Origin of the sequence: Vitreoscilla filiformis (assembly GCF_002222655.1) — a bacterium.
GTDB classification, from domain to species: Bacteria; Pseudomonadota; Gammaproteobacteria; order Burkholderiales; family Burkholderiaceae_C; genus Ideonella; species Ideonella filiformis.
On the sequence record NZ_CP022423.1, the window covers coordinates 1,955,942 to 1,977,873 of the forward strand.

The window sequence follows — 21,932 nt, forward strand, 5'->3', positions numbered from 1 at the left end:
AACGGAGCCCGGCCCATGCGAATTTTGTTGGTGGAAGACGATCCGGCGCTGAGCTTGGGGGTGGCGCGCAGCCTGGAGCGCGAGGGCTGGCAGGTGGACGTGCTGGCCGATGGCGAGCAGGCATTGAGCGAAGGGCTGCTCAATCGCTTCGACCTGTGCATCCTCGATTGGGGGCTGCCCCGCCGCGATGGGCTGGACGTGTTGCGCCAGTGGCGCACCAAGGGCGTGCGCATGCCCGTGCTGCTGTTGACGGCCCGCGATGAGTTGGGCGATCGCGTGCGCGGCCTGGATGCGGGCGCGGACGATTACCTGGTCAAACCCTTCGATGTTCCGGAGTTGCTGGCGCGGGTGCGGGCGCTCAAGCGCCGGGCGGAAGGGCGGCTGGAGGAGGTCATCCGCTTTGGCGGGCTGGCGCTGGATTTGGCGCACCGAGAGCTGACTTTCAACGGCGAGCGCGTGCCGCTGAGCCCGCGTGAGTTGGCGCTGACCGAGATGCTGATGCACAAAGCGGGCCGGGTGGTGACGAAGGAATCGATCGTGGTGCGCCTTTCCACCTGGGAGGCCGATTTCAGCGAAAACTCGGTCGAGGTGTACGTACATCGTTTGCGCAAGCGCTTTTCGCCGCTGGGGGTGATGATCCGCACGGTGCGCGGTTTTGGTTACCTGATGGAGATTGAGGCCCCAGCGGCATGAGCCCGACCAGCGTGCGCAGCCAGTTGCTCCAGCCGCTGGCGTGGATCTGGTTGCTGGGGCTGCTGGCGGCGGCCACCGGGGCCTACTGGCTGGCGCGTCACAGTGCCAACTTGGCGTTTGACCGGGGGTTGCAAGACGAGGTCAGCGCGCTGGCCAGCAAAGTCACCTGGTCAGACCGGGGGCCGCTGCTGGATTTGAGCCGCCAAACCATGGAGCTGCTGAGCTGGGATTTGGACGACCGCAACAGCTTCGCCATGGTCGATGCCGATGGCAACGCCCTGGCCGGTGATGACAGCGTGCCCGTGCCCAACGCCATGGTGCTGCGTGCCAGCCTGAGCCAGCCACGTTTGTTTGATGCCCAAATGAATGGCGAAGCGGTGCGGGGGGTGGTGTTCTCGGTCAGCTCGCCGATGCTGGATCGCATGGTGTCGGTGATCGTGGTGGAAACCACCCGGCGCCGCATTGGGCTGATGCGGGATTTGCTGCTGGTCATTGTCATGCCGGCGCTGGCGCTGGGGGTCGTCACGTTTGGGTTGTTGAGCTGGGGCATCGGACGCGGGCTGCAACCCTTGCGGGACGTGGCTGCCGAGGTCGAGCGCCGCCCGGCCAACGATTGGCGCCCCTTACCGCTGGAAGGCGTGCCCCAGGAAGCCGTGCCCTTGATCGAGCGCATCAACACCTTGCTGGCCGACATGGAACAGGCCATCGCCCTCCAGCGTCGTTTTGTTGCCGATGCGGCCCATCAGTTGCGCACGCCCGTGGCGGGCATCCGGGTGCTGGCGCAAGCCCTGGATGCCGAACTTCAACACGGCACCGCAGCGGCGAGCGGCGAGGCGTGGCGACCGTTGCTGTCGCAGTTGGGGCGGGCCACCGATCGGTTGAGCCGGCTCATCGGGCAATTGCTCAGTTTGGCGCGTTCGGAGACGGCGCTGTCGGTGAGCGCTGAGCATCGGCGCTTGGATGTCGTGCCGTTGGTGCGGGAGTGCGCAGAGCCGCTGGTGCTGGAAGGATTGCGCCAGGGGCGGCAAGTCGTACTCGAAGCCCCAGAGGCGCCAGTGTGGGCGCGGGCGCATCCGCTGTGGCTGGGCGAGGTGGTGAACAACCTGCTGGACAACGCCTTGCGCTATGGCGGCCCCCACATCACCCTGCGCGTGCAGGGCTGCCCGGAGGGGGGCGCACGCATTGAGGTGGAGGACGATGGCCCCGGCATCGCTCCTGAACAGTTGAGCCATGTGTTTGAACCGTTTTGGCGGGGCGAACGGGCGGATTTGCGCAACGACGGGGGCACCGGCCTGGGTTTGACCATTGCGCGTGAGGTCATGCTGCGCCTAGGTGGGCGCATTGAAGCGGTCAGCCGCCCCGAGTTGGCGGGGTTGCGTTTCACACTTTGGCTGAGTGACGACAGCCAAGACGGGGTTTTGCGAGGAGAGAGTCAATGAGGATCAAGAGCCAGAAAGATTTCTGGTCGGGCGTGATGTTCATGCTCGTGGGGGGCGCATTTGCGTGGGGGGCGTCGTCCTATGCCTTTGGCAGTTCTGCGCGACCCGGGCCGGGTTATTTCCCCTTGGGGTTGGGGGTGCTGCTGGCGCTGCTGGGCTTGGTGATCACCATCAAGGCCCTGACACTCGACACCTCCGATGGTGAGCCGCTGGGCCCATTCGCTTGGCGGCCTCTGTGGGTTGTGCTGGGGGCGGTGCTGGTGTTTGGCATCGTGCTGCCACGCGGGGGGCTGGTGGTGGCCTTGCCCTTGTTGGTGCTGATTTCCAGTTGGGCCAGCGAGGAGTTTTCTTGGCGATCGGCGCTGCTCAATGCAGGAGTGTTGACGCTGTTGTCGTACCTGGTGTTTGTCGTTGGGCTGAAGCTGACGATTCCTGTGCTGCCCGCGTTGAGCCAGCCACTCTGACCCTTCAGGAGAACCCACTGTGGACATCCTTTCCAACTTGGCGCTGGGGTTCGAGACCGCGCTGACGCTGAACAATCTGCTGTATGCCCTGATGGGTGCGCTGCTGGGCACCCTGATCGGGGTGCTTCCGGGCCTGGGGCCGGTGGCGACCATGGCCATGCTGCTGCCCAGCATCTACGCGCTGGACGCCGTACCTGCCCTGATCATGCTGGCCGGCATCTACTACGGCGCACAGTACGGGGGCTCGACCACGGCCATCCTGATCAACGTGCCGGGGGAATCCAGCTCGGTGGTGACGGCGATTGATGGTTATCAAATGGCCCGCAAAGGCCGTGCGGGTGCGGCACTGGCGGCGGCGGGGCTGGGGTCGTTCTTTGCTGGGTGCGTGGGCACGCTCATCATCGCGGCCTTTGCGCCCCCGCTGACCGAGCTGGCCTTTCAGTTCGGCCCAGCGGAGTACTTTTCACTCATGACCCTGGGGTTGATCGGTGCCGTGGTGCTGGCTTCGGGCTCGTTGCTCAAAGCGGTGGCCATGATTGTGCTGGGGCTGTTGCTGGGGCAAATCAACACCGACGTGATTTCTGGTGTGCCGCGCTACAGCTTTGACATCCCCGAGCTGACCGACGGCATTGGTTTTGTCACCATCGCCATGGGTGTGTTTGGGCTGGGAGAAATCATCGCCAATCTGAGCCGCCCCGCTGAGCACCGAGAGGTGTTCACCAAGGACGTCAAAGGTCTGTGGCCGACATGGCAAGACGTGCGTGACGCTTTCCCTGCGGTGCTGCGCGGCACCAGCTTGGGGTCGATTCTGGGTGTGCTGCCGGGGGGCGGGGCGCTGCTGGCATCTTTTGCCGCCTACACGGTGGAAAAGAAAACCCGGGGCCGCCCAGGTGAGGTGCCGTTTGGGCAGGGCAACATCCGAGGCGTGGCGGGGCCTGAGTCGGCCAACAACGCCGGGGCTCAAACCAGCTTCATTCCCATGCTGACGCTGGGCATTCCGCCCAACGCGGTCATGGCATTGATGGTCGGTGCGATGACGATCAAGGGGATTCAGCCCGGCCCCCAGGTCATGAGCAGCAACCCAGAGCTGTTCTGGGGGCTGATTGCATCCATGTGGGTGGGCAATTTCATGCTGGTCATTCTGAACCTGCCCCTGATCGGCATCTGGATCAAGCTGCTGACGGTGCCTTACCGGCTGCTGTTCCCGGCCATCCTGTGTTTCTGCTGCATTGGCCTCTATACCCTGAACAACAACAACTTTGACGTGTACATGGCCGCTTTGTTTGGCCTCGTCGGGTACGGCTTTTTCAAGCTCGGCTGCGAACCGGCGCCGTTGCTGCTGGGGTTCATCCTGGGGCCGATGATGGAGGAAAACCTGCGGCGGGCGCTGCTGCTGTCACGCGGGGACTGGGGTACGTTTGTGACGCGCCCATTGTCCGCAGGTCTGCTGGCTGTGGCGGTGCTGATGATGGTGGTGGTTTTGGTGCCCGCCATCGGACGACAGCGGGAGCAAACCTTCCACGAAGCGGATTGACAACCTCACGCTTTCGCCGCAGGCGGTGCGGGCGGTTTGGGGGGCTGTGCGGCGCGCATCTGATCGCTGACGGCCAGCAAGCGCTGTGACAGCTCGGGCAACTGTTGCTGAAGCGCCAAACCAACGCGGCGCACCGTGCCTGCGGGGGCCAACCCTTTCAACGGAATGTCTCGCAGGGCATTGAGCATGCGCAGCATCTTGTGTTGCGGATCTTGCGCGGGCGGCAGCCCATGTTTTTGCATCGCCTGGAGCAACAGCGGCTGCATCACATCCATCGCGGCCAGTGGGATTTGGATGTTCGGCAGCGTTTCCGGGTAGTGGGTCATCTCATCGCCGAACAGATGATCACGATCAAACCAGCGGTGCGCCACGCGGGCATTGCTCGCCTGGAAGTGATGCAAAAAGGCCAACGCTTCTTGACGGGCCACCGTGGGCCCTCCGTGCGGGAACAGCGGGGTCAGTTTTTGGATGAGTTGTCCCCGCAGGCTGGCGGCTTGCGGAGCCTCCCGGGGAATGCCCATGCGCTCCATGGTGCGGTTGAAGGACAAGATGCAGGCCGCCACCGTGGCCGTCAGCGACTCGTTTTGTTGCACGCCCGGCGTGAAACCCTCGACCACATCGGGCAGCCCACAGGCGTGGAAGAAGTCACTTTGCAGGGTGCCTCCCACAAAATCGGAGCGTTCAAAGCGTCGAACCACCATCGCGTCGGCGCCGAACACCGTCGCCCAGCGCGACAGGAGTTGCTCGTAATCGAAGTACACGTCCTGTGCGGCGGGTTGTTTCTGCGGGAAGGGGGTGGTGTGCGTCCAGCCATCGCGCAGTGCCGTGCTGTAGAGGCTGACCGCCAGCTTGTCTTGGCGGCGCAAGTAGACCACCACCCGCACTCGCTCAAACAGACCTGCGAACAGTTGTGCCACCTGTTGCACTTCCTCGACCGTCACCACCCGCGAGTGCAGATGCTCCGAAGTGACGATCAAGGTGTGGATGTAGGCGGGAAGTTGCTGCACATCGGCACGGATCGCCGCTTGGATTTGCTCGCGCCAATCGGTGCCCAGGCGAGCCAAAGCCAAGTCATAACCTTCGTGGGCGGGCCGCAGGCGGGCGTAGGAGGCCACCCGGCGGTTGTTGGGCTGATCGGCATGTGTGAGCAAACCCACCCCGTGCGCTGCCAAGTGGGCGCGGTTGCGGTAGAGATCGTTCTGGAGACTGGTGGTGCCGGTCTTTTCGGTACCGATGTGCAGAATGAGTTGTCTCACGCGGGAAAATCCTTCAAGTTCGCGGGCCCGATCGGCCAGATGGTGTGAGAAGCAAGGGCGGGACTGTAAATCAGTTGTTCACCCAGGGCCTTGTGCGAACATGCCCGCATGTGGATCGACACCCATTGCCACCTGGACGCCCCCGAGTTTGACGACGACCGGGGAGGCGTGATCGCACGGGCGCACCAACAAGGCGTCCGGGCCTTGGTGGTGCCCGCCGTGTGGCCCGCAGGGTTTGCCGCGACGCGCCAAGCGGCGTTCATGGCCGGGGGCGCTTACGCCTTGGGCACCCATCCGATGTGGTTGGACGCCGCCGGAGACGATGCGGCTGAAGCACTGGCCCGTGCGCTGGTGATTGCACAAGAGGATGTGCGTTGTGTGGCAGTGGGCGAAATTGGGCTCGATTTTGGGGTGCCGAACGCCGATCGAGGGCGGCAAGTCGCCTTGCTGGAGGCTCAGTTGAAGTTGGCCCGCGAGCACGGTTGGCCGGTGCTGCTGCATGTGCGCCAATCGGTGGACGCCGTGTTGGCGGCGCTGCGGCGCATCCGCGTTCCGGGCGGAGTGGCCCATGCGTTCAACGGCAGCGCACAACAGGCCCAGCAGTTGATCGACTTGGGGTTCAAGTTGGGTCTGGGTGGGGCGATGACGTTCGAGCGGGCGCTTCACTTGCGGCGTCTGGCCACACACTTGCCGGCTGAGGCCATCGTGCTGGAAACCGATGCGCCGGACATCCCTCCCCAATGGCGCTACCGCACCGCTGCCGAACGGCAGGGCGGGGCCCAGCAGCGCAACGAGCCCGCTGAGTTGCCCGCCATTGCCCAGACTCTGGCCACACTGCGCGGCTGGAGCTTGGCACAAACTGCCGTGATCACGACGGCCAACGCCCGGGCCGCATTGCCCCGGCTGGCCGCTTTTTTTTCTGATGATTGATATGAACAAACGAAAAAGCCGAGGGGCTGCTTCTGCGCAGTCGGCACCGGAGTGGGTGGGTGCGACCTTGTCGGAGGCCGACGGTGTGCGCTATTTGCACCTGGATTCGATCTGGATTCAGGGCGCCATGCGGGTGGCCAAACCTTGGCACCTGGAATTGGAGTACATCCAGCGCATGATGGCGTGGATGCTGTGGCGCCCGTCGGAGTCCGTCACGGAGGGGCAGTGTGTGCAGTTGGGATTGGGGGCGGCCTCGCTCACCAAGTTCAGCCACAAGATGCTGCGCATGAGCACCACAGCCGTGGAAATCAACCCCAGCGTCATCCAAGCGTGCCGGCTGTGGTTCCGTTTGCCAGCGGATGACACCCGGCTGTCCGTGGTGTGCGACGACGCAGGCCGCTGGGTGGCCGATGCAGCGCACCGGCACAGCGTCGCCGTGCTCAACGTGGATTTGTACGACCACGACGCCGCCGCTCCCGTGTTGGACGATGAAGCGTTTTACAGCGCCTGCCACCGGGTGTTGGAAGAAGGTGGGGTGATGACCGTGAACCTGTTCGGACGCAGCAGCAGCTATCTGCGCAGTGCGCGCTTGTTGGCCCAGGTGTTCGGGGCTGAGCACGTCTGGAGCCTGCGCCCGACCTTGGAGGGCAACACGGTGGTGGTGGCCTGCCGAGGCGGCCTCTTGCCTGAGCGTGACGTGTTGAACTTGCGGGCGGCGCACATTGAATCCACTTACCAACTGCCTGCCCGCAAGTGGGTGCGCATGATTCGGCCATTGGAGGCGGCAGCCCCCGACGCAGAGGGGGTGTGACAGTGGTTCCCGTGCTGCAATTGCCGCCTCGTGGGCGGCTGGATTTGCGCAATTTGTTGCGCTGGCTGTACGAGGACGGCGTATTGACGCGAGAGGACGCCGAGCGGATGGCCAAGCGGTTCGGCCACAGTGACTCATCGTTGCATCCACTGCTGCGCTTGGCAGGCGTCGGTCTGACCGACGTGCGCAACGGCGAGCCGCTGGACATGGATCGGCTGATCCAGTGGTTGGCGCAGCGCTTTCACTTGACATCGCTGCGCATCGACCCGCTGCGCATGGACGCCAGTCGCGTGCAAGATGTGATGTCCAAAACCTACGCGGAAAGCCGTCGCGCCTTGCCGGTGTTGTATGGCCAGCAAGAAGTCACGATCGCGACGTGTGAACCGTTCGACATCGATTGGGTGCCCTCGATCGAAGCGCACACGCGGCGGCGGGTCAAACTCGTGCTGGCCGCTCCAGACGACATTGCCCGCTACACCACTGAGTTTTACACCCTGGCGCACAACGTGCGGCATGCCCGCAAGTCGGGTGAGGTGTCGAGCACGAGCAACTTCGAGCAGCTCGTGGAGGTCAAGCTCAAGGACAACCTGGATGCCAACGATCAAGGCGTGGTGCAGATCGTGGACTGGCTGTGGCAGTACGCCTTCGAGCAGCGTGCCAGCGACATCCACCTGGAGCCGCGCCGCGACGCCAGCGTGATCCGATTGCGCATCGACGGGGTGTTGCACACCGTGCAGAAAATTCCGCCTCAGGTGATGGCGGCGATGACCGCACGCATCAAACTGCTGGGGCGCATGGACGTGATCGAGCGTCGGCGGCCACAAGATGGGCGCATCAAGACCCGTCGCCCGGCGGGTGCGCCTGGGGGCGAATCGGCGGAAGTGGAAATGCGCTTGTCCACCTTGCCAACGGCCTTCGGTGAGAAGGTCGTGATGCGGATTTTCGATCCCGGCACCGTGGATAAACCGTTGGATGCACTCGGATTCTCCCCCGAAGAAGCGCGGCGCTGGGAAGCGTTGACCTCCCGCAGCCACGGCATCATTTTGGTGACAGGCCCCACGGGCTCCGGTAAGACCACCACGCTGTACTCCACGCTCAAAAAACTGGCCACCGAAGACGTGAACGTCTGCACGGTCGAAGATCCGATCGAAATGGTGGAGCCGCAGTTCAACCAGACCCAGGTCAACCCGGTGGTGGAACTGAGTTTCGCTGAGGGCTTGCGGGCGCTGATGCGGCAGGATCCCGACATCATCATGGTCGGTGAAATCCGTGATTTGGAAACCGCCGAAATGGCCATCCAAGCGGCACTGACGGGGCATTTGGTGCTGTCCACCTTGCACACCAACGACGCCCCTTCAGCGTTCACCCGCTTGGTGGACATTGGGGTGCCGCCTTACCTGATGTCCGCCACCGTGATTGGCGTCCTGGCGCAACGGTTGGTGCGAACCTTGTGCCCCATCTGCAAAGAACCGGATCCCGAGCTCACGCACCAAGAACTGGCGCGCTTGGCCGCTCCGGGACGGTTGTTACAACCGGCGCGGCCATATCGAGCCGTGGGGTGTCCGGCGTGCCGCCAAACCGGTTATCGAGGGCGGGCGGCGCTGTACGAGCTGATGGAGGTCAGCGAAGCGGTGCGGGCCACACTCCATCCCCAGCCAGACCTCAGCCGATTGCGCCAGCAAGCGGTCAAAGAAGGGTTGCGTCCGCTGCGCACCTCGGGCGTGTTGCGCGTGGCCGAAGGGATGACCACATTGGACGAGGTGCTACGCTGCACCCCACGCTGGGAGGATGCGGCTTGATCCTCGCCGCCTCACCGATCAGGGTTGCTGTGCGCTCAACCGCTGAAAAATCACGCCCTGGAGTTTCATGCCTGGGCGCAGGTTGCGCTTGGCAAACCACCCTTGGTTCATCTCCAGCACCAAACGCACCGGGCGTTTGGAGCAGTGGGAGGTTTCGGTTTGCGGGGCCATGTCTTCGAGGTTGACGATGGTGCCGTCATCTGCGAGGAACGCAGCGGTCAGCGGCAGCGGGGTGTTGCGCATCCAGAAACACTGCACCCCGGCTTGTTCGAAGACGAACAACATGCCTTCGTGGCTGGCCATCTCTTTGCGGAACATCAAGCCCTTCTGGCGCTGTTCCGGGGTGTGAGCCACCTGCGCCGCGATGTTGTGCATGCCCGCGCTCAGCGATGTGGTGGGCAGTTGCTGCGGTCGGGTGTCGTCTTGGGCCTGGGCTGAGCCGGCCAGTGCAAGCAACAAGGCATAACCGCAGCGCAAGGTGGCAGTCTTGATAAATGTCATAACCGATCGTCTTCCATGGAGCTAGATTAGCGGGCCCCCGCCGCCCTGGCGGGTTTGTCGTTCTCAGACCCGCAACCATGGCCTCCTCCTCCCCGACTTTTGCCGCGATGCCGCTGGATGTGCTGGACGATCCCGTCGAGCAGCAGCGTTTCACGCGTTGGGTCGAGGACGGCGGGCGCCAAGTGGCCGAGTCTTCGTTCCAAGTGTCGGGCATGTACTGTGCGGCGTGCTCTGGCGTGATCGAATCGGCCTTGACGGGCGTGGATGGCGTGGTATCTGCCCAAGTCGGATCGGCCAGCCAGCGTGCCAAGGTTCGATGGGATCCGAAGCGCACACAAGTTTCCGCACTGGTGAAAGCCGTGCGTTCCGCCGGCTATGACGCCGTGCCTGACGCCGCTGCACCTGCCCGTGAGCAACGCCGTGTCGAGCGGCGTGCCGCCTTGTGGCGGGTGTTTGTGGCCTCGTTCTGCGCCATGCAGGTGATGATGTTTGCCACACCCAGCTACGTGGCCACGGGCGATGAATTGGCACCCGACCTGCGGCAGTTGTTGAACTGGGGCAGTTGGGTGGTGTCGATCCCTGTGTTGCTGTTCTCGGCGGGTCCATTTTTGCGCAATGCGTGGCGCAGTTTGCGCCTGAGACGCATCAGCATGGATGTGCCCGTGGCCCTGGGCATCTTGGTGACGTTCATTGCCAGCACGGGCGCCACCTTCGACCCCGATGGGGCCTTCGGCCACGAGGTCTACTTTGACTCGTTCACCATGTTCGTCAGTTTTTTGCTGGCGGGGCGTTTTTTAGAGATGACGGTGCGGCACCGTGCGGCCGAATCCCTGGAAGCGGCGCTGTCAGGCATGCCCGAGACGGCGCTGCGGCTGGAGCCGAATGGCGAGGCCATGCCTGTCAGCGTGTTGCGTTTGCGGGCGGGGGATCGGGTGCGGGTGCCACTGGGCAGCGCATTTCCGGCGGATGGGCGTTTGCTGATCGGGCCGACCCAGGCGGACGAATCCTTGCTCACAGGTGAATCGAGTCCGGTGACGCGGCAGGCGGGGGATGAAGTCGTCGGTGGCAGCCTCAACGTCGGGGCGCCGGTGGACATGCAAGTCGAGCGCGTGGGCGCTGACACGCGCTTCGAAGCCATTGTCAGCATGTTGCGGGATGCCCTGTCACAGCGCCCGGCCTTGGCCCGCCAGGCTGACCAATGGGCGGGGCCGTTTCTCTGGGGCATTTTGGCCTTGGCGGGGTTGGCGGCGGTGGCATGGTCGTGGTACGACCCTTCGCGGGCGCTGTGGGTGGCCGTGTCTGTGTTGATCGTGACCTGTCCGTGTGCGCTGTCGTTGGCGGCCCCTGCTGCGTTGGTGGCAGCGGCCCGGGCGCTGGCGCGGCGGGGGGTGGTGTTGCAGCGTTTGGATGCGCTGGAAGCTTTGGCCAGCATGAGCCGCCTCTTTCTCGATAAAACCGGCACCTTGACGCAAGATCAACCCGCCCTGGTGGCCCTGCGCGATGCCAGCGGGGCGGTTCTTGACCTCACCGCTTCCCCTGTTGAAGTCGGGGACGCAGCGCTGTTGGCGGCTTGGTCGGCACATCCGTTGTCCAAAGTGCTGGCCCAGCGTGCCCCTGCCGCCGTGGAGGATCGGTGGCAGGCCGTGCGCGAGCAACCCGGTTCTGGTTTGGAAGGACGCCGGGCGGATGGTTCGGTGTGGCGCTTGGGGTCGCGTGCCTGGGTGTTGGGATCGTCCAGCGACGTGGCGCCCGCAACCGATCAGCCCGTGGTGCAAGTGTGGTTCGGCCCTGTCGGGCAGCTGCGCTGGTGTTTCGAGTTTGCGGAGCAGTTGCGGCCAGATGCTCTGTCGGCTGTCGAAGCGTTGCGGGCTGGGGGCGTTGGGTTGGGTTTGCTGTCGGGGGATGCTTCCCGTCGTGTGGCGCACATTGCCGAGCAGGTGGGCATCGCCGATGTCGTGGCGGGCGCGCAACCTCAAGACAAGTTGGCGCACCTGTCGCGGGCACAAGCGCGGGGTGAGCGTGTCGGCATGGTGGGCGACGGTGTGAACGATGCCCCGGTGCTGGCGCGTGCCGATGTCTCGTTTGCCATGGGGCAAGGTGCGCTGGTGGCGCGTGTGCATGCCGATGCCGTGGTGGTGTCGGGGCGGCTTCAAGATGTTGTCATGGCGCGACAGTTGGCACAGCGCACCATGCAAGTGGTTCGACAGAACTTGATCTGGGCGGCCACCTATAACTTGGCTTGCATTCCGCTGGCGCTGGCAGGTTACTTGCCTCCTTGGGCCGCAGGATTGGGGATGGCCCTCAGCTCCCTGCTGGTTGTCGGCAATGCCACACGTTTGGCCTACGCTCGCCCTGGGCCGGTGTGACAGGCGCTGCAAAAAGCAACGGAGTCTTCATGGAAATCATGTACTTGCTGATCCCGCTGTCGGCGGTGATCGTTCTGGCGATCATCGGCACATTCGGCTGGGCACTGCACAAAGGACAGTTCGACGAACTTGAGCACGAGGGGGAGCGAATCATCCAAGATGAGCCGACCCCGGTTGATGGCGATCAAGCGCCCCGTCAGCCGCATCAAAAACAATCCGCGACGCGTTAGCGAGTCTCAGAAGAAGGAGGCCTTCAATGGCAAACAGTTCCGCGCCGGCCCAGCCGGTTTACGACGATACCGTGGTGAGATTGTTCTCACTTGCTGCGGTGTTGTATGGCATCGTGGGGATGCTGGTCGGGGTGATCGTCGCCTCGCAACTGGCATGGCCCGAGTTGATCAACGGCATTCCATGGCTCAGCTATGGCCGCCTGCGACCGCTGCACACCAATGCAGTGATTTTTGCGTTCGGCGGTTGCGCGCTGTTCGCCACCAGCTACCACGTGGTGCAGCGCACCTGCCAGACTCGCCTGTTCGCACCGGCTCTGGCGATGTTCACTTTCCTGGGTTGGAACCTGGCCATCGTGGCTGCGGTGATCACCCTGCCGCTGGGCATGACCACCGGTAAGGAATACGCCGAGCTGGAATGGCCGGTGGACATCCTGATTGCCATCACCTGGGTGGCTTACGCCGTCGTGTTCTTCGGAACGGTGGGCATTCGCAAGGTGCGTCACATCTACGTGGCCAACTGGTTCTTCGGTGCTTTCATCATTGCCGTGGCGCTGCTGCACATCGTCAACAGCATGGAAGTTCCGGTGTCGGCATGGCCGATGAAGTCGTACTCGGTGTATGCCGGTGCGCAGGACGCCATGATCCAGTGGTGGTACGGCCACAACGCGGTGGGCTTCTTCCTGACCGCAGCCTTCCTGGGCATGATGTACTACTACATCCCCAAGCAGGCTGAACGTCCGGTGTACTCGTATCGCCTGTCGATCGTTCACTTCTGGGCGCTGATCTTCACCTACATGTGGGCGGGTCCTCACCATCTGCACTACACCGCTCTGCCGGACTGGACACAGTCGGTGGGCATGATCTTCTCGCTGATTCTGTTGGCTCCGTCCTGGGGCGGCATGATCAACGGCATCATGACCCTGTCGGGTGCTTGGCATAAGCTGCGCGACGATCCGATCCTGAAGTTCCTGATCGTGTCCCTGTCGTTCTATGGCATGTCGACCTTCGAAGGCCCGATGATGTCCATCAAGACGGTGAACGCCCTGTCGCACTACACCGACTGGACGGTGGGTCACGTGCATTCGGGTGCGCTCGGCTGGGTGGGTCTGGTGTCGATCGGCTCGCTGTACTACCTGATCCCGCGCATGTTTGGCCGCACCACGATGTTCAGCACCCGTGCCATTGAGCTGCACTTCTGGGTGGCGACCATCGGCATCGTGCTCTACATCGCTGCGATGTGGATTGCCGGCGTGATGCAAGGTCTGATGTGGCGTGCGGTCAACCCGGACGGTACCCTGGTCTACAGCTTTGTTGAAAGCGTGAAGGCCACTTATCCGTTCTATGTGATCCGTGTGGCGGGTGGCGCGCTCTACCTGACGGGCATGATCATCATGGGCTGGAACGTGGTCATGACGGTGCTCAACGGCAAGGCAACCCCGGTGGCGATTCCCGCCGTTGCGGCCCACGCCTGATGCACTGACAAGGAGAATTCCACATGGCACATGACAACAAGCCAGTCGAAGGTCACGAGAAAATCGAGACCAGTAACTTCCTGATGATCGTGCTGATTCTGCTGACGGTGTCCGTTGGCGGTCTGCTCGAAATCGTGCCGCTGTTTTTCCAGCGCTCCACGACCCAGCCGATCGAAGGCCTGAAACCCTACACCGCGCTGCAACTGGCGGGCCGGGATGTCTATCTGCGCGAGGGCTGCTACAACTGCCACTCGCAGATGGTGCGCCCCTTCCGTGCAGAGACGCTGCGTTATGGCCCGCACTCGCTGGCCGGTGAGTACGTCTACGATCACCCCTTCCAATGGGGTTCCAAGCGCACGGGGCCTGATCTGCACCGCGTGGGTGGCCGTTACTCGGACGAATGGCATCGTGTTCACCTGAACAACCCGCGTGATGTGGTGCCCGAGTCGAACATGCCGGCCTATCCCTGGCTGAACACGGCGGTGGTCGACGAAAACGGTCTGGCGCCGCGCATGGAAGCCTTGCGCAAGGTGGGCGTGCCCTACAGCGACGAGGAAATTGCCAAGGCTGCTGGCGAAGTCAAGGGTAAAACCGAGATGGAAGCCGTCATTGCCTATTTGCAAGTTCTGGGCACTGCCCGGAAGTGGTAATCCTCGGCTGGAGGGCGTGAAATGCAGTGGGACGATTTGAACCTGTGGCGCAGCATCGTGACCGTGACGTCGCTGGTGCTGTTTGTGGGCTTGGTTGGCTGGACGTGGGCTCGCCGCCGTGCGCCCGTGTTTGACGAGGCTGCCCAATTGCCGTTCATCGGCGGTGACGATCCCGTCCCAGCGCCTCGGCCCTCTGAACGCAAATGATGACATCCTGGGTCATCCTGATGGCCTGGGGTTCGCATCCTGGAGAATTCAATGAGTGATTTCATTAGCAGCGGGTGGGCGATTTACGTGACGGTGATCGTCATCGCCAGCCTGATCTTCTGCCTCTTCGTGTTGGCTGTGGCCAGCAAGCGCAAGGTGATGGCCGATGACAACAGCACCGGCCACACCTGGGACGGCGATCTGCGTGAGCTGAACAACCCCCTGCCGCGTTGGTGGATGGGCTTGTTCTTGATCACGGTGGCGTTTGCCGTGGCTTACCTGTCGCTTTACCCGGGCCTGGGCTCCAATCAGGGGGCATTGGGCTGGTCGAGCGCTGGTCAGCTCAAGACGGAAAACGAAAAGGCCCGTGAAGCCATGGCGCCGGTGTATGCCGCTTTTGCTGGCAAGTCGGCTGAAGAGCTGGGCAAGAACAAACAAGCCATGGAAATTGGCGAGCGTTTGTTCGTGAACAACTGTGCCCAATGTCACGGCGCCGATGCACGCGGCAGCAAGAGCTTCCCCAACTTGACCGACAACGATTGGCTGGGCGGTACAGGCCCTGATTACATCGAAAAGGTCATCAAGGAAGGTCGCCAGGGCGTGATGCCGCCCATGGGTGCCGCCGTGGGTGGGCCGGACGATGTGCGCAATGTGGCCAACTATGTGCTGAGCCTGTCGGGCAGCCCGCACAACTCGGTGGCAGCGCAGTTGGGTCAATCCAAGTTTGCAGCTTGCGCTGCCTGCCATGGCGCAGACGGCAAGGGCAACCAAGCGGTGGGTGCGCCGAACCTGACCGACAAGGTCTGGCTGCATGGCTGGGGCGAAGCAGCCGTGACCGAGATGGTCAACAAGGGCAAGACCAACGTGATGCCGCCCCAAGGGGCTCGTCTCACGCCTGAGCAGCTCAAGGTGCTGACCGCCTACGTCTGGAATTTGTCCCAGAGCACAAAAGTTGCCGCGAAGTAAGCTAAATTTGCCGGCATGAAAGATACCTCCACCCCTATTCAGTCAGAATCCAAGGCCAACTCGGCAGCTCCTCCTTCGGGGGAAGCTGGTGCGGTGGAGGTATCCCTCTACCAGAAGTCGAAGAAAATCTATGCCAAATCGGTCACGGGTTTCTTCTCCTCCTGGCGCTGGGCGCTCGTATGGGTGACCCAGCTTGTTTTCTATGTCACGCCGTGGCTGATGTGGAATGATCGGCAGGCCGTGCTGTTCGATCTGGTTTCGCGGCGGTTCTATATTTTCGGGCTGGTGCTTTACCCGCAGGATTTGATTTACCTGACCGGGTTGTTGATGCTGTCGGCTTACGGGCTTTTTCTTTTCACTGCGGTTGCCGGACGCCTTTGGTGTGGATACGCCTGCCCGCAAACGGTCTACACAGAAATTTACATGTGGATCGAGAAAAAGTTTGAAGGCGATCGTGCCCAGCGTATGCGTTTGGACGCCGGCCCCTGGACGCGTGAGCGTTTACTGCGCACCGGTGGCAAACAGGCGGCATGGATCCTGTTTGGCCTGTGGACCGGCTTTACGTTTGTGGGGTATTTCACACCGATCCACACCTTGATGGCCGAGGCGCTGACGCTCGGTTTCGGGCCTTGGGAGTGGTTCTGGGTGTTGTTCTACGGTTTTGCCACCTATGGCAACGCCGGATACATGCGTGAGCAGGTGTGCAAGTACATGTGTCCCTATGCGCGCTTCCAAAGTGCGATGTTTGACAAGGACACGATGATCATCAGCTACGACGCAGAACGGGGCGAGCCGCGTGGTTCACGTTCCAAAAAGGCCGACCCCGCCAAGCTGGGTCTGGGCTCCTGCGTGGACTGTGGGTTGTGTGTGCAGGTGTGCCCGACCGGCATCGACATCCGTAAAGGTCTTCAGTACGAATGCATTGGATGCGCTGCATGCATTGATGTGTGTGACGGCATCATGGACAAGATGGGGTATGAGCGGGGCTTGGTGCGCTACGCCACCCAAAATGGCTTGGATCAGCGCTGGACGCGTGAGCAAATGATTCGACGCGTCTTCCGTCCACGCGTGCTGATCTACACCGTCATCATGATCCTGATTTGTACGGCGTTCGTGCTCAGTTTGGTGTATCGGCATCCGTTCCGGGCGGACGTGGTGCGAGATCGTGCGTCGCTGGCCCGTATCGTTGGGGATGGACGGATTGAGAACGTCTATCGCATCCAGATCATGAACTCGGCGGAGCGCACGCAGCGCTACACCATTCAAGTCGATGGGTTGCCCAACATGAGCACCGACCTGCCCAGTCAAATCGAGCTGGCACCGGCTGAGGCACGTTGGGTGACGGTGGGTGTTCAGATTCCGTTCGAGTCTGGACAAGCAGCCGGCCCTGGCGTACACCCCATTCACTTTGTGATTGAGCGCCAAGCCTCTGAGGGTGAAGGGGCGGCGGTGAAGTTGGAAGAGAAATCCACGTTCATGGTGCCGCGATAAACTTCGACCCTCCGAGCCATTTCAACGATCATGCAGACCAACGCCCGTACCGATCAGTCCTCCCCGACGTCTCCCCAGCCATGGTGGCGTTACCGCATGGTTTGGCTGGTGATCGGGGGCCCGTTGGTTGTCGTTGTGGCCAGCTTGGCCACGGCGGTGGTGGCCGTTCGGGGGGCTGATCCGGTGATGACCAAGGAAGAGATGGAAGCGTCAGCGCAGAAGAATCCATCGCTGATGCCCGCCATCCAAGCGCGTAACAACGCAGCCACGGCGGGCAGCAGCAAACCGTGAGCTGGCAAGGGCGTCCTTTTCGGGCGCATGGACATGAAAAAAGCGCACCCGCAGGTGCGCTTTTTTCATGGAGACGTTGGAGCGTGAAAGCCGTCAGCAGCCCGTGCTGCCATTGATCAGTTGCTGTAAGCCCGCTTGATCGAGAATGCGAATGTGGCGTTGTTTCACTTCCAGCAAGCCTTCGTCTTGGAACTTAGAGAATGTGCGGCTGACGGTTTCGAGTTTGAGGCCCAAATAGCTGCCGATTTCTTCCCGCGTCATGCGCAAAATCAGCGACGAAGCCGAGAAACCCCGTGCTTGCAAGCGCTGGGTGAGATTCATGAGGAAAGCCGCCAGACGCTCTTCCGCCCGCATGCTGCCTAACAAAAGCATCACACCATGATCCCGGACAATCTCGCGGCTCATGATTTTGTGAAACTGGTGCTGAAGGTCGGTGAACTCGCGGGACAGGTCTTCGAGTTGGCTGTAGGGAATGACGCAAACTTGGGAGTCCTCCAGCGCGACGGCATCGCAGGAGTGGCGGTCATTGCTGATACCGTCCAGCCCTAGCAGCTCGCCGGCCATTTGGAAGCCCGTCACTTGGTCACGCCCATCCTCGGAGGAGACGCAGGTCTTGAAAAAACCGGTGCGCACCGCGTAAAGCGATTGGAACTCGTCGCCAGCGCGAAACAGGGTGTCTCCCCGGCTGACGGTGCGACGGGTGGCCACCAAGGCATCCAGCCGATCCAGATCTGGGCGGGCGAGGCCGACCGGCAGGCACAGCTCTCGCAGGTTGCAACTGGAGCAAGCGACCTTGAAGGTTTCCGATTTCAGACGCGACGTATCGTTCATGGCGCACATTATGGCTTGCGACGACTCGGACTCAGCGTTCTGGCAGGGGCTGGACTGGCGTGACTGGAGCATGACGATCCTCAAGAGGTCAGGCATTCTTCAGGCGGTGGGTCGATTCTGTCTTGAGATGCATCAAGCCACAACTTGAAGCGAATGGCACCATGCTGCCATGGATCATGCCTTTACCGAAACGCAGCCGATGTTGTCCGCGGATCTGCTGCGCCGCTTTGACGTTCCGGGGCCCCGCTACACCTCCTATCCGACAGCGGATCGGTTCGTCGAGGCGTTCAAGCATGACGATTACGTCGGCGCGTTGCAGCAACGCGCTGAGGGTGCCATGGTGGGGGGGAAGAAACCGCTGTCGTTGTACGTCCACATTCCGTTCTGTGAGTCGGTCTGTTACTACTGTGCGTGTAACAAGGTCATCACCAAGCACCACGAGCGGGCGCAGGAGTACTTGGATGCGTTGGAAGCCGAAGTCGGCATGCACGTTGCGCTGTTGGGCAATCAACAGTCCGTGACGCAGTTGCATCTGGGAGGTGGATCCCCCACGTTTTTGAGCGATGACGAACTGGCGCGCTTGATGGCGCTGCTCAAAACCTCCTTCCGGATCGTTCCGGGGGCAGAGGTGTCGATCGAGGTCGATCCGCGCACGGTGTCACCGCAGCGGTTGCGGCACTTCCGCGACATTGGCTTCAACCGCATCAGTTTCGGCGTGCAAGATTTTGATCCGGATGTGCAAAAGGCCGTCCACCGGGTTCAGCCGTACGACAGTGTGCGCGAGCTGATGGTGTCGGCCCGCGAGCTGGGTTACGAGTCCATCAATGTGGATTTGATTTACGGCCTGCCCAAGCAGCACCCGGAGAGCTTCAGCCAAACGGTGCGCCAAGTGGCCGAGTTGCGGCCTGATCGCATCGCGCTGTACGCCTATGCCCATTTGCCGTTGCGCTTCAAACCGCAGCGACGCATCGATAGCGCCGATTTGCCCACGGCTGCTGAGCGGATCGCCATGCTGTCGGGTGCGTTGTCGGGGTTCATCGGCCATGGCTACACCTACATCGGCATGGATCACTTCGCCTTGCCGAATGATGCGCTGGCAGCGGCCAAGCGTCAGGGGCGGCTGCATCGCAACTTCCAGGGCTATAGCACCCAACCCGATTGCGACTTGATCGGGCTGGGCGTGTCCTCGATTGGCCGCATGGGGGCCACGTACAGCCAGAACGCCAAGACTTTGCCCGAATACTACGATGCCATCCGGCAAGGCATTTTCCCGATTGTGCGGGGTCTGGCGCTCAGTCGGGACGATCTGCTGCGCCGTGCCGTCATCATGGCCATCATGTGCCAAGGGCGGCTGGAGTTTGAATCGATCGAACTGGCCCACTTGATCAAAGTGCCGGAGTATTTCCGTGCCGAGCTGGCTTCGCTGGCGCCGTACGTCGAGATGGGCTTGGTGGTGCAAGAGCCCGGCGCCATCCAAGTGACGGCCCAAGGCTGGTTCTTCGTGCGAGCTGTTGCCATGTTGTTCGACCGACATCTGCAAGCCGATAAAGCGCGAGAGCGTTTTTCACGCATCATCTGAGGGTGAATGCCTCTTTGTTATTCAGCGCCCTGCTGATGGGCCTGGCCGGTACGGTTCACTGTGCGGCGATGTGTGGCGTCCCCAGTGCGGCGGTGATGCGGGCTTGCGCGGGGCCGCGTCCTCGACAGGTGGTGACAGGGTTCTTCCTTGCCCGGGCTTTGGGGTATGCCGCTGTGGGGGCCGTCGCGGCGGCCAGCGTGGCCGGGTTGGCGTGGCTGGGACAGTGGTCCCCTGCATTGCGGCCCTTGTGGGCCATGGCGCACTTGGCGGCGTTGGCACTCGGCGTGTGGCTGCTGATCTATGGCCGCCAACCCATCTGGCTAGAACGCCTGGGCGGCCCGAACCGCTTGGCTGAGTCTCAAGCCGGGTGGCAACCCGTGCGATTTGCGCCGCTCAAGGCATCGCTGATTGGGGCCGTGTGGTTTGCGTGGCCGTGCGGTTTGCTGCAATCGGCCCTGATGGTGGCTGCTTTGGCCAATTCACCGGCCGACGGGGCGTTGGTGATGCTGGTGTTCGCCATGGCCTCTGCACCCGGGTTGGGCGTGGGGCCGGTGGTGTGGCAGCGGTGGCTGTCTGGGCGGGGCGATCGCGGTGAAGGGCTGATGCGCTGGGTGGTGCGGCTGTCCGGGTTGGCGCTGGTGCTTGGTTCGGCTTGGGCGCTGGGGCATGATCTTTGGAGCCGCGTGGCGGCTTACTGCCTGAGCTGAGGCAGCCTCCCCCGCATAGAATTTTCGATTCCGGGGTTTTCTCATCCAATCACGCCAAAGCGAGCGACATGTACCAGCACATCCAAGTGCCCGAGGGCGGGCAAAAGATCACGGCAAACGCGGACTTTTCGCTGAACGTGCCCGACCATCCCATCATTCCGTACATCGAAGGTGACGGCGTCGGCGTGGACGTCACACCGGTGATGCGCCAAGTCGTGGATGCAGCCGTGGCCAAGGCGTACGGCGGCCAGCGCCAAATCCATTGGATGGAAATTTTCGCCGGCGCCAAAGCGACTCGTGTGTATGGTGCCGATGTCTGGCTGCCCGATGAAACGGTGTCGGTGGTCAAAGACTATCTGGTGTCGATCAAGGGGCCGCTGGCCACGCCGGTGGGCGGGGGCATCCGTTCGCTGAATGTGACGTTGCGCCAAGAGCTGGATTTGTATGTGTGCTTGCGCCCGGTGCGTTATCTGAAGGGTGTGCCCTCGCCGCTGAAGGATCCCGGCAAGACGGACATGGTGATCTTCCGCGAGAACTCGGAAGACATCTATGCCGGCATCGAGTGGGCGGCAGGAACCGACGATGTTCAGAAAGTGATCCACTTTCTCGATCAGGACATGGGGGTTAACAAAATCCGCTTCCCGGCCACGTCGGCCATTGGTGTCAAGCCGGTGTCCCGCGAGGGCACCGAACGGTTGGTTCGCAAGGCGATTCAGTACGCCATCGACCACAACAAGCCCAGCGTGACCTTGGTTCACAAGGGCAACATCATGAAGTTCACCGAAGGGGGCTTCCGGGACTGGGGTTACGCCCTGGCACAGCGTGAGTTCGGGGCCGAGCTGATCGACGGCGGGCCGTGGTGCCGCCTCCAAAACCCCAAGACAGGCAAGATGATTGTCATCAAGGACAGCATCACCGACGCCTTCTTCCAACAAGTGTTGATGCGTCCGGTGGAGTACTCGGTGATCGCGACGCTGAACCTGAATGGCGATTACATCTCCGACGCTGTGGCCGCACAGGTCGGGGGCATTGGCATTGCGCCGGGCGCCAACCTGTCCGATTCGGTGGCGATGTTTGAGGCCACGCACGGCACCGCTCCGCGTTATGCCGGCAAGGATTACGTCAACCCGGGCTCGCTGATTCTCTCCGCAGAGATGATGCTGCGCCACATGGGGTGGGTGGAAGCGGCGGATCGCATCGTTGCGGCCATGGAAGCGGCCATCCAGTCCAAGCGAGTGACGTACGATTTTGCGCGGATGATGGAGGATGCCACCCAGGTGTCCTGCTCGGGTTTCGGCCAAACGCTGATCGAACAGTTGTGAGCCGTTTGGCCCATTGAGAACGCAAAAACCCGCCAAATGGCGGGTTTTTGACATCTGGCGTCAAGCGGGTTCAAGGAACTGTGGCCTTGTCGGCATCGGCCAGTGCGCGGATGTTCAGGGCCAGGCAGCCTTTGGGGCCTTGGCTCATCTCAAAGGTGACGCGGTGCCCCTGCTTGAGGGTGCGAAAGCCTTCCATCTGGATGGCGGAGAAGTGCGCAAAGACATCTCCGCTCCCATCATCGGGCGTGATGAAACCGAAGCCCTTGATGTCGCTGAACCATTTCACGGTGCCTGCCATGTCCATCTGAATCCCCTGAACGTTACGTCATTGGCACAATTCTTGATAACTGTGCTCACAGCGTCAAGTAAGGCCCCATGCCTCGGGTGTAAAAC

22 protein-coding genes are annotated in these 21,932 nt (G+C 62.2%); 18 read left to right on the top strand and 4 right to left on the bottom strand.

What is annotated here, in order from left to right; genetic code table 11:
* Positions 1-15 precede the first annotated feature (15 nt).
* The 4 genes from VITFI_RS09325 to VITFI_RS09340 are packed head-to-tail and all read left to right on the top strand — an operon-like array spanning position 16 to position 4,130.
* On the top strand, positions 16-693 hold the full coding sequence (locus VITFI_RS09325) for a response regulator (protein WP_089416715.1): 678 nt from the start codon (positions 16-18) through the stop codon (positions 691-693).
* The gene (locus tag VITFI_RS09330) at positions 690-2,132 is read left to right on the top strand and encodes a sensor histidine kinase (protein WP_089416716.1); all 1,443 of its coding nucleotides are present in this window, start codon (positions 690-692) and stop codon (positions 2,130-2,132) included. The genes VITFI_RS09325 and VITFI_RS09330 overlap by 4 nt, the downstream gene beginning before the upstream one ends.
* Complete coding sequence (locus tag VITFI_RS09335; protein ID WP_089416717.1) at positions 2,129-2,596, top strand: tripartite tricarboxylate transporter TctB family protein; 468 nt, start codon at positions 2,129-2,131, stop codon at positions 2,594-2,596. Before VITFI_RS09330 ends, VITFI_RS09335 begins: the two co-directional genes overlap by 4 nt.
* A 19-nt stretch (positions 2,597-2,615) precedes the next feature.
* Positions 2,616-4,130 carry a tripartite tricarboxylate transporter permease gene (locus tag VITFI_RS09340; protein WP_089416718.1) on the top strand — a complete coding sequence of 505 codons (1,515 nt, stop codon included), beginning with the start codon at positions 2,616-2,618 and terminating at the stop codon, positions 4,128-4,130.
* Between the two features lie 5 nt (positions 4,131-4,135).
* On the opposite strand, the gene VITFI_RS09345 is transcribed toward VITFI_RS09340, so the two are convergent.
* A complete protein-coding gene (locus tag VITFI_RS09345; RefSeq protein ID WP_089416719.1) occupies positions 4,136-5,386 on the bottom strand; it encodes a hypothetical protein in 1,251 nt (416 codons plus the stop codon).
* A gap of 108 nt (positions 5,387-5,494) precedes the next feature.
* Between VITFI_RS09345 and VITFI_RS09350 the strand changes: the two genes are divergently transcribed.
* Genes VITFI_RS09350 through VITFI_RS09360 form a run of 3 tightly spaced genes read left to right on the top strand, consistent with a single transcriptional unit; the run spans position 5,495 to position 8,926 of the window.
* Complete coding sequence (locus VITFI_RS09350) at positions 5,495-6,316, top strand: TatD family hydrolase (protein ID WP_089416720.1); 822 nt, start codon at positions 5,495-5,497, stop codon at positions 6,314-6,316.
* Position 6,317: 1 nt separating this feature from the next.
* Entirely contained in the window at positions 6,318-7,127 is an 810-nt protein-coding gene (locus VITFI_RS09355) for a spermine/spermidine synthase domain-containing protein (protein ID WP_157725627.1), read from the top strand.
* Positions 7,124-8,926 carry a GspE/PulE family protein gene (locus VITFI_RS09360; RefSeq protein ID WP_232476555.1) on the top strand — a complete coding sequence of 601 codons (1,803 nt, stop codon included), beginning with the start codon at positions 7,124-7,126 and terminating at the stop codon, positions 8,924-8,926. The genes VITFI_RS09355 and VITFI_RS09360 overlap by 4 nt, the downstream gene beginning before the upstream one ends.
* A gap of 18 nt (positions 8,927-8,944) precedes the next feature.
* Here the strand turns inward: VITFI_RS09360 and VITFI_RS09365 are convergent, their stop codons facing one another.
* A complete protein-coding gene (locus tag VITFI_RS09365; protein ID WP_089416721.1) occupies positions 8,945-9,427 on the bottom strand; it encodes a DUF192 domain-containing protein in 483 nt (160 codons plus the stop codon).
* A gap of 77 nt (positions 9,428-9,504) precedes the next feature.
* On the opposite strand from VITFI_RS09365, the gene VITFI_RS09370 reads away from it, so the two are divergent.
* Genes VITFI_RS09370 through VITFI_RS09405 form a run of 8 tightly spaced genes read left to right on the top strand, consistent with a single transcriptional unit; the run spans position 9,505 to position 17,100 of the window.
* Positions 9,505-11,793 (top strand): heavy metal translocating P-type ATPase, encoded by a 2,289-nt coding sequence (locus tag VITFI_RS09370; protein ID WP_089416722.1) that lies wholly within the window; start codon positions 9,505-9,507, stop codon positions 11,791-11,793.
* Positions 11,794-11,822: 29 nt separating this feature from the next.
* A complete protein-coding gene (gene ccoS, locus VITFI_RS09375) occupies positions 11,823-12,023 on the top strand; it encodes a cbb3-type cytochrome oxidase assembly protein CcoS (protein WP_089416723.1) in 201 nt (66 codons plus the stop codon).
* Positions 12,024-12,049: 26 nt separating this feature from the next.
* Positions 12,050-13,495 (top strand): cytochrome-c oxidase, cbb3-type subunit I, encoded by a 1,446-nt coding sequence (gene ccoN, locus VITFI_RS09380; RefSeq protein ID WP_089416724.1) that lies wholly within the window; start codon positions 12,050-12,052, stop codon positions 13,493-13,495.
* Between the two features lie 23 nt (positions 13,496-13,518).
* Positions 13,519-14,145: a cytochrome-c oxidase, cbb3-type subunit II gene (ccoO, locus tag VITFI_RS09385; RefSeq protein WP_089416725.1), complete on the top strand. Its 627-nt coding sequence runs from the start codon at positions 13,519-13,521 to the stop codon at positions 14,143-14,145.
* Positions 14,146-14,166: 21 nt separating this feature from the next.
* Complete coding sequence (locus VITFI_RS09390; protein ID WP_089416726.1) at positions 14,167-14,352, top strand: cbb3-type cytochrome oxidase subunit 3; 186 nt, start codon at positions 14,167-14,169, stop codon at positions 14,350-14,352.
* A 51-nt stretch (positions 14,353-14,403) separates the two neighbouring features.
* Positions 14,404-15,318 carry a cytochrome-c oxidase, cbb3-type subunit III gene (gene ccoP / locus VITFI_RS09395; RefSeq protein ID WP_089416727.1) on the top strand — a complete coding sequence of 305 codons (915 nt, stop codon included), beginning with the start codon at positions 14,404-14,406 and terminating at the stop codon, positions 15,316-15,318.
* 15 nt (positions 15,319-15,333) lie between these two features.
* A complete protein-coding gene (gene ccoG, locus VITFI_RS09400; RefSeq protein ID WP_089416728.1) occupies positions 15,334-16,809 on the top strand; it encodes a cytochrome c oxidase accessory protein CcoG in 1,476 nt (491 codons plus the stop codon).
* Between the two features lie 30 nt (positions 16,810-16,839).
* The gene (locus VITFI_RS09405) at positions 16,840-17,100 is read left to right on the top strand and encodes a hypothetical protein (protein WP_089416729.1); all 261 of its coding nucleotides are present in this window, start codon (positions 16,840-16,842) and stop codon (positions 17,098-17,100) included.
* 93 nt (positions 17,101-17,193) lie between these two features.
* Here VITFI_RS09405 and fnr read toward each other — a convergent pair whose 3' ends face one another.
* Positions 17,194-17,931, bottom strand: a complete 738-nt coding sequence (gene fnr, locus VITFI_RS09410; RefSeq protein ID WP_089416730.1) for a fumarate/nitrate reduction transcriptional regulator Fnr — start codon at positions 17,929-17,931, stop codon at positions 17,194-17,196.
* Between the two features lie 199 nt (positions 17,932-18,130).
* On the opposite strand from fnr, the gene hemN reads away from it, so the two are divergent.
* The 3 genes from hemN to icd all read left to right on the top strand — a co-directional run bounded on the left by hemN (position 18,131) and on the right by icd (position 21,539).
* The gene (gene hemN / locus VITFI_RS09415) at positions 18,131-19,510 is read left to right on the top strand and encodes an oxygen-independent coproporphyrinogen III oxidase (RefSeq protein ID WP_089418077.1); all 1,380 of its coding nucleotides are present in this window, start codon (positions 18,131-18,133) and stop codon (positions 19,508-19,510) included.
* Between the two features lie 2 nt (positions 19,511-19,512).
* The gene (locus VITFI_RS09420; RefSeq protein WP_089416731.1) at positions 19,513-20,217 is read left to right on the top strand and encodes a sulfite exporter TauE/SafE family protein; all 705 of its coding nucleotides are present in this window, start codon (positions 19,513-19,515) and stop codon (positions 20,215-20,217) included.
* Between the two features lie 68 nt (positions 20,218-20,285).
* Positions 20,286-21,539 (top strand): NADP-dependent isocitrate dehydrogenase, encoded by a 1,254-nt coding sequence (gene icd, locus VITFI_RS09425; RefSeq protein WP_089416732.1) that lies wholly within the window; start codon positions 20,286-20,288, stop codon positions 21,537-21,539.
* 70 nt (positions 21,540-21,609) lie between these two features.
* Here icd and VITFI_RS09430 read toward each other — a convergent pair whose 3' ends face one another.
* Complete coding sequence (locus VITFI_RS09430) at positions 21,610-21,837, bottom strand: cold shock domain-containing protein (RefSeq protein WP_089416733.1); 228 nt, start codon at positions 21,835-21,837, stop codon at positions 21,610-21,612.
* Between the last annotated feature and the right edge of the window lie 95 nt (positions 21,838-21,932).

Coding starts and splice junctions, on each gene's coding strand:
- VITFI_RS09430 (WP_089416733.1), bottom strand. CDS start 21,837: ATGGCAGGCACCGTGAAATGGTTCAGCGACATCAAGGGCTTCGGTTTC.
- VITFI_RS09355 (WP_157725627.1), top strand. CDS start 6,318: ATGAACAAACGAAAAAGCCGAGGGGCTGCTTCTGCGCAGTCGGCACCG.
- VITFI_RS09325 (WP_089416715.1), top strand. CDS start 16: ATGCGAATTTTGTTGGTGGAAGACGATCCGGCGCTGAGCTTGGGGGTG.
- VITFI_RS09330 (WP_089416716.1), top strand. CDS start 690: ATGAGCCCGACCAGCGTGCGCAGCCAGTTGCTCCAGCCGCTGGCGTGG.
- fnr (WP_089416730.1), bottom strand. CDS start 17,931: ATGAACGATACGTCGCGTCTGAAATCGGAAACCTTCAAGGTCGCTTGC.
- VITFI_RS09405 (WP_089416729.1), top strand. CDS start 16,840: ATGCAGACCAACGCCCGTACCGATCAGTCCTCCCCGACGTCTCCCCAG.
- ccoS (WP_089416723.1), top strand. CDS start 11,823: ATGGAAATCATGTACTTGCTGATCCCGCTGTCGGCGGTGATCGTTCTG.
- ccoG (WP_089416728.1), top strand. CDS start 15,334: ATGAAAGATACCTCCACCCCTATTCAGTCAGAATCCAAGGCCAACTCG.
- VITFI_RS09335 (WP_089416717.1), top strand. CDS start 2,129: ATGAGGATCAAGAGCCAGAAAGATTTCTGGTCGGGCGTGATGTTCATG.
- ccoO (WP_089416725.1), top strand. CDS start 13,519: ATGGCACATGACAACAAGCCAGTCGAAGGTCACGAGAAAATCGAGACC.
- ccoP (WP_089416727.1), top strand. CDS start 14,404: ATGAGTGATTTCATTAGCAGCGGGTGGGCGATTTACGTGACGGTGATC.
- VITFI_RS09350 (WP_089416720.1), top strand. CDS start 5,495: ATGTGGATCGACACCCATTGCCACCTGGACGCCCCCGAGTTTGACGAC.
- VITFI_RS09365 (WP_089416721.1), bottom strand. CDS start 9,427: ATGACATTTATCAAGACTGCCACCTTGCGCTGCGGTTATGCCTTGTTG.
- icd (WP_089416732.1), top strand. CDS start 20,286: ATGTACCAGCACATCCAAGTGCCCGAGGGCGGGCAAAAGATCACGGCA.
- VITFI_RS09370 (WP_089416722.1), top strand. CDS start 9,505: ATGGCCTCCTCCTCCCCGACTTTTGCCGCGATGCCGCTGGATGTGCTG.
- ccoN (WP_089416724.1), top strand. CDS start 12,050: ATGGCAAACAGTTCCGCGCCGGCCCAGCCGGTTTACGACGATACCGTG.
- hemN (WP_089418077.1), top strand. CDS start 18,131: ATGTTGTCCGCGGATCTGCTGCGCCGCTTTGACGTTCCGGGGCCCCGC.
- VITFI_RS09390 (WP_089416726.1), top strand. CDS start 14,167: ATGCAGTGGGACGATTTGAACCTGTGGCGCAGCATCGTGACCGTGACG.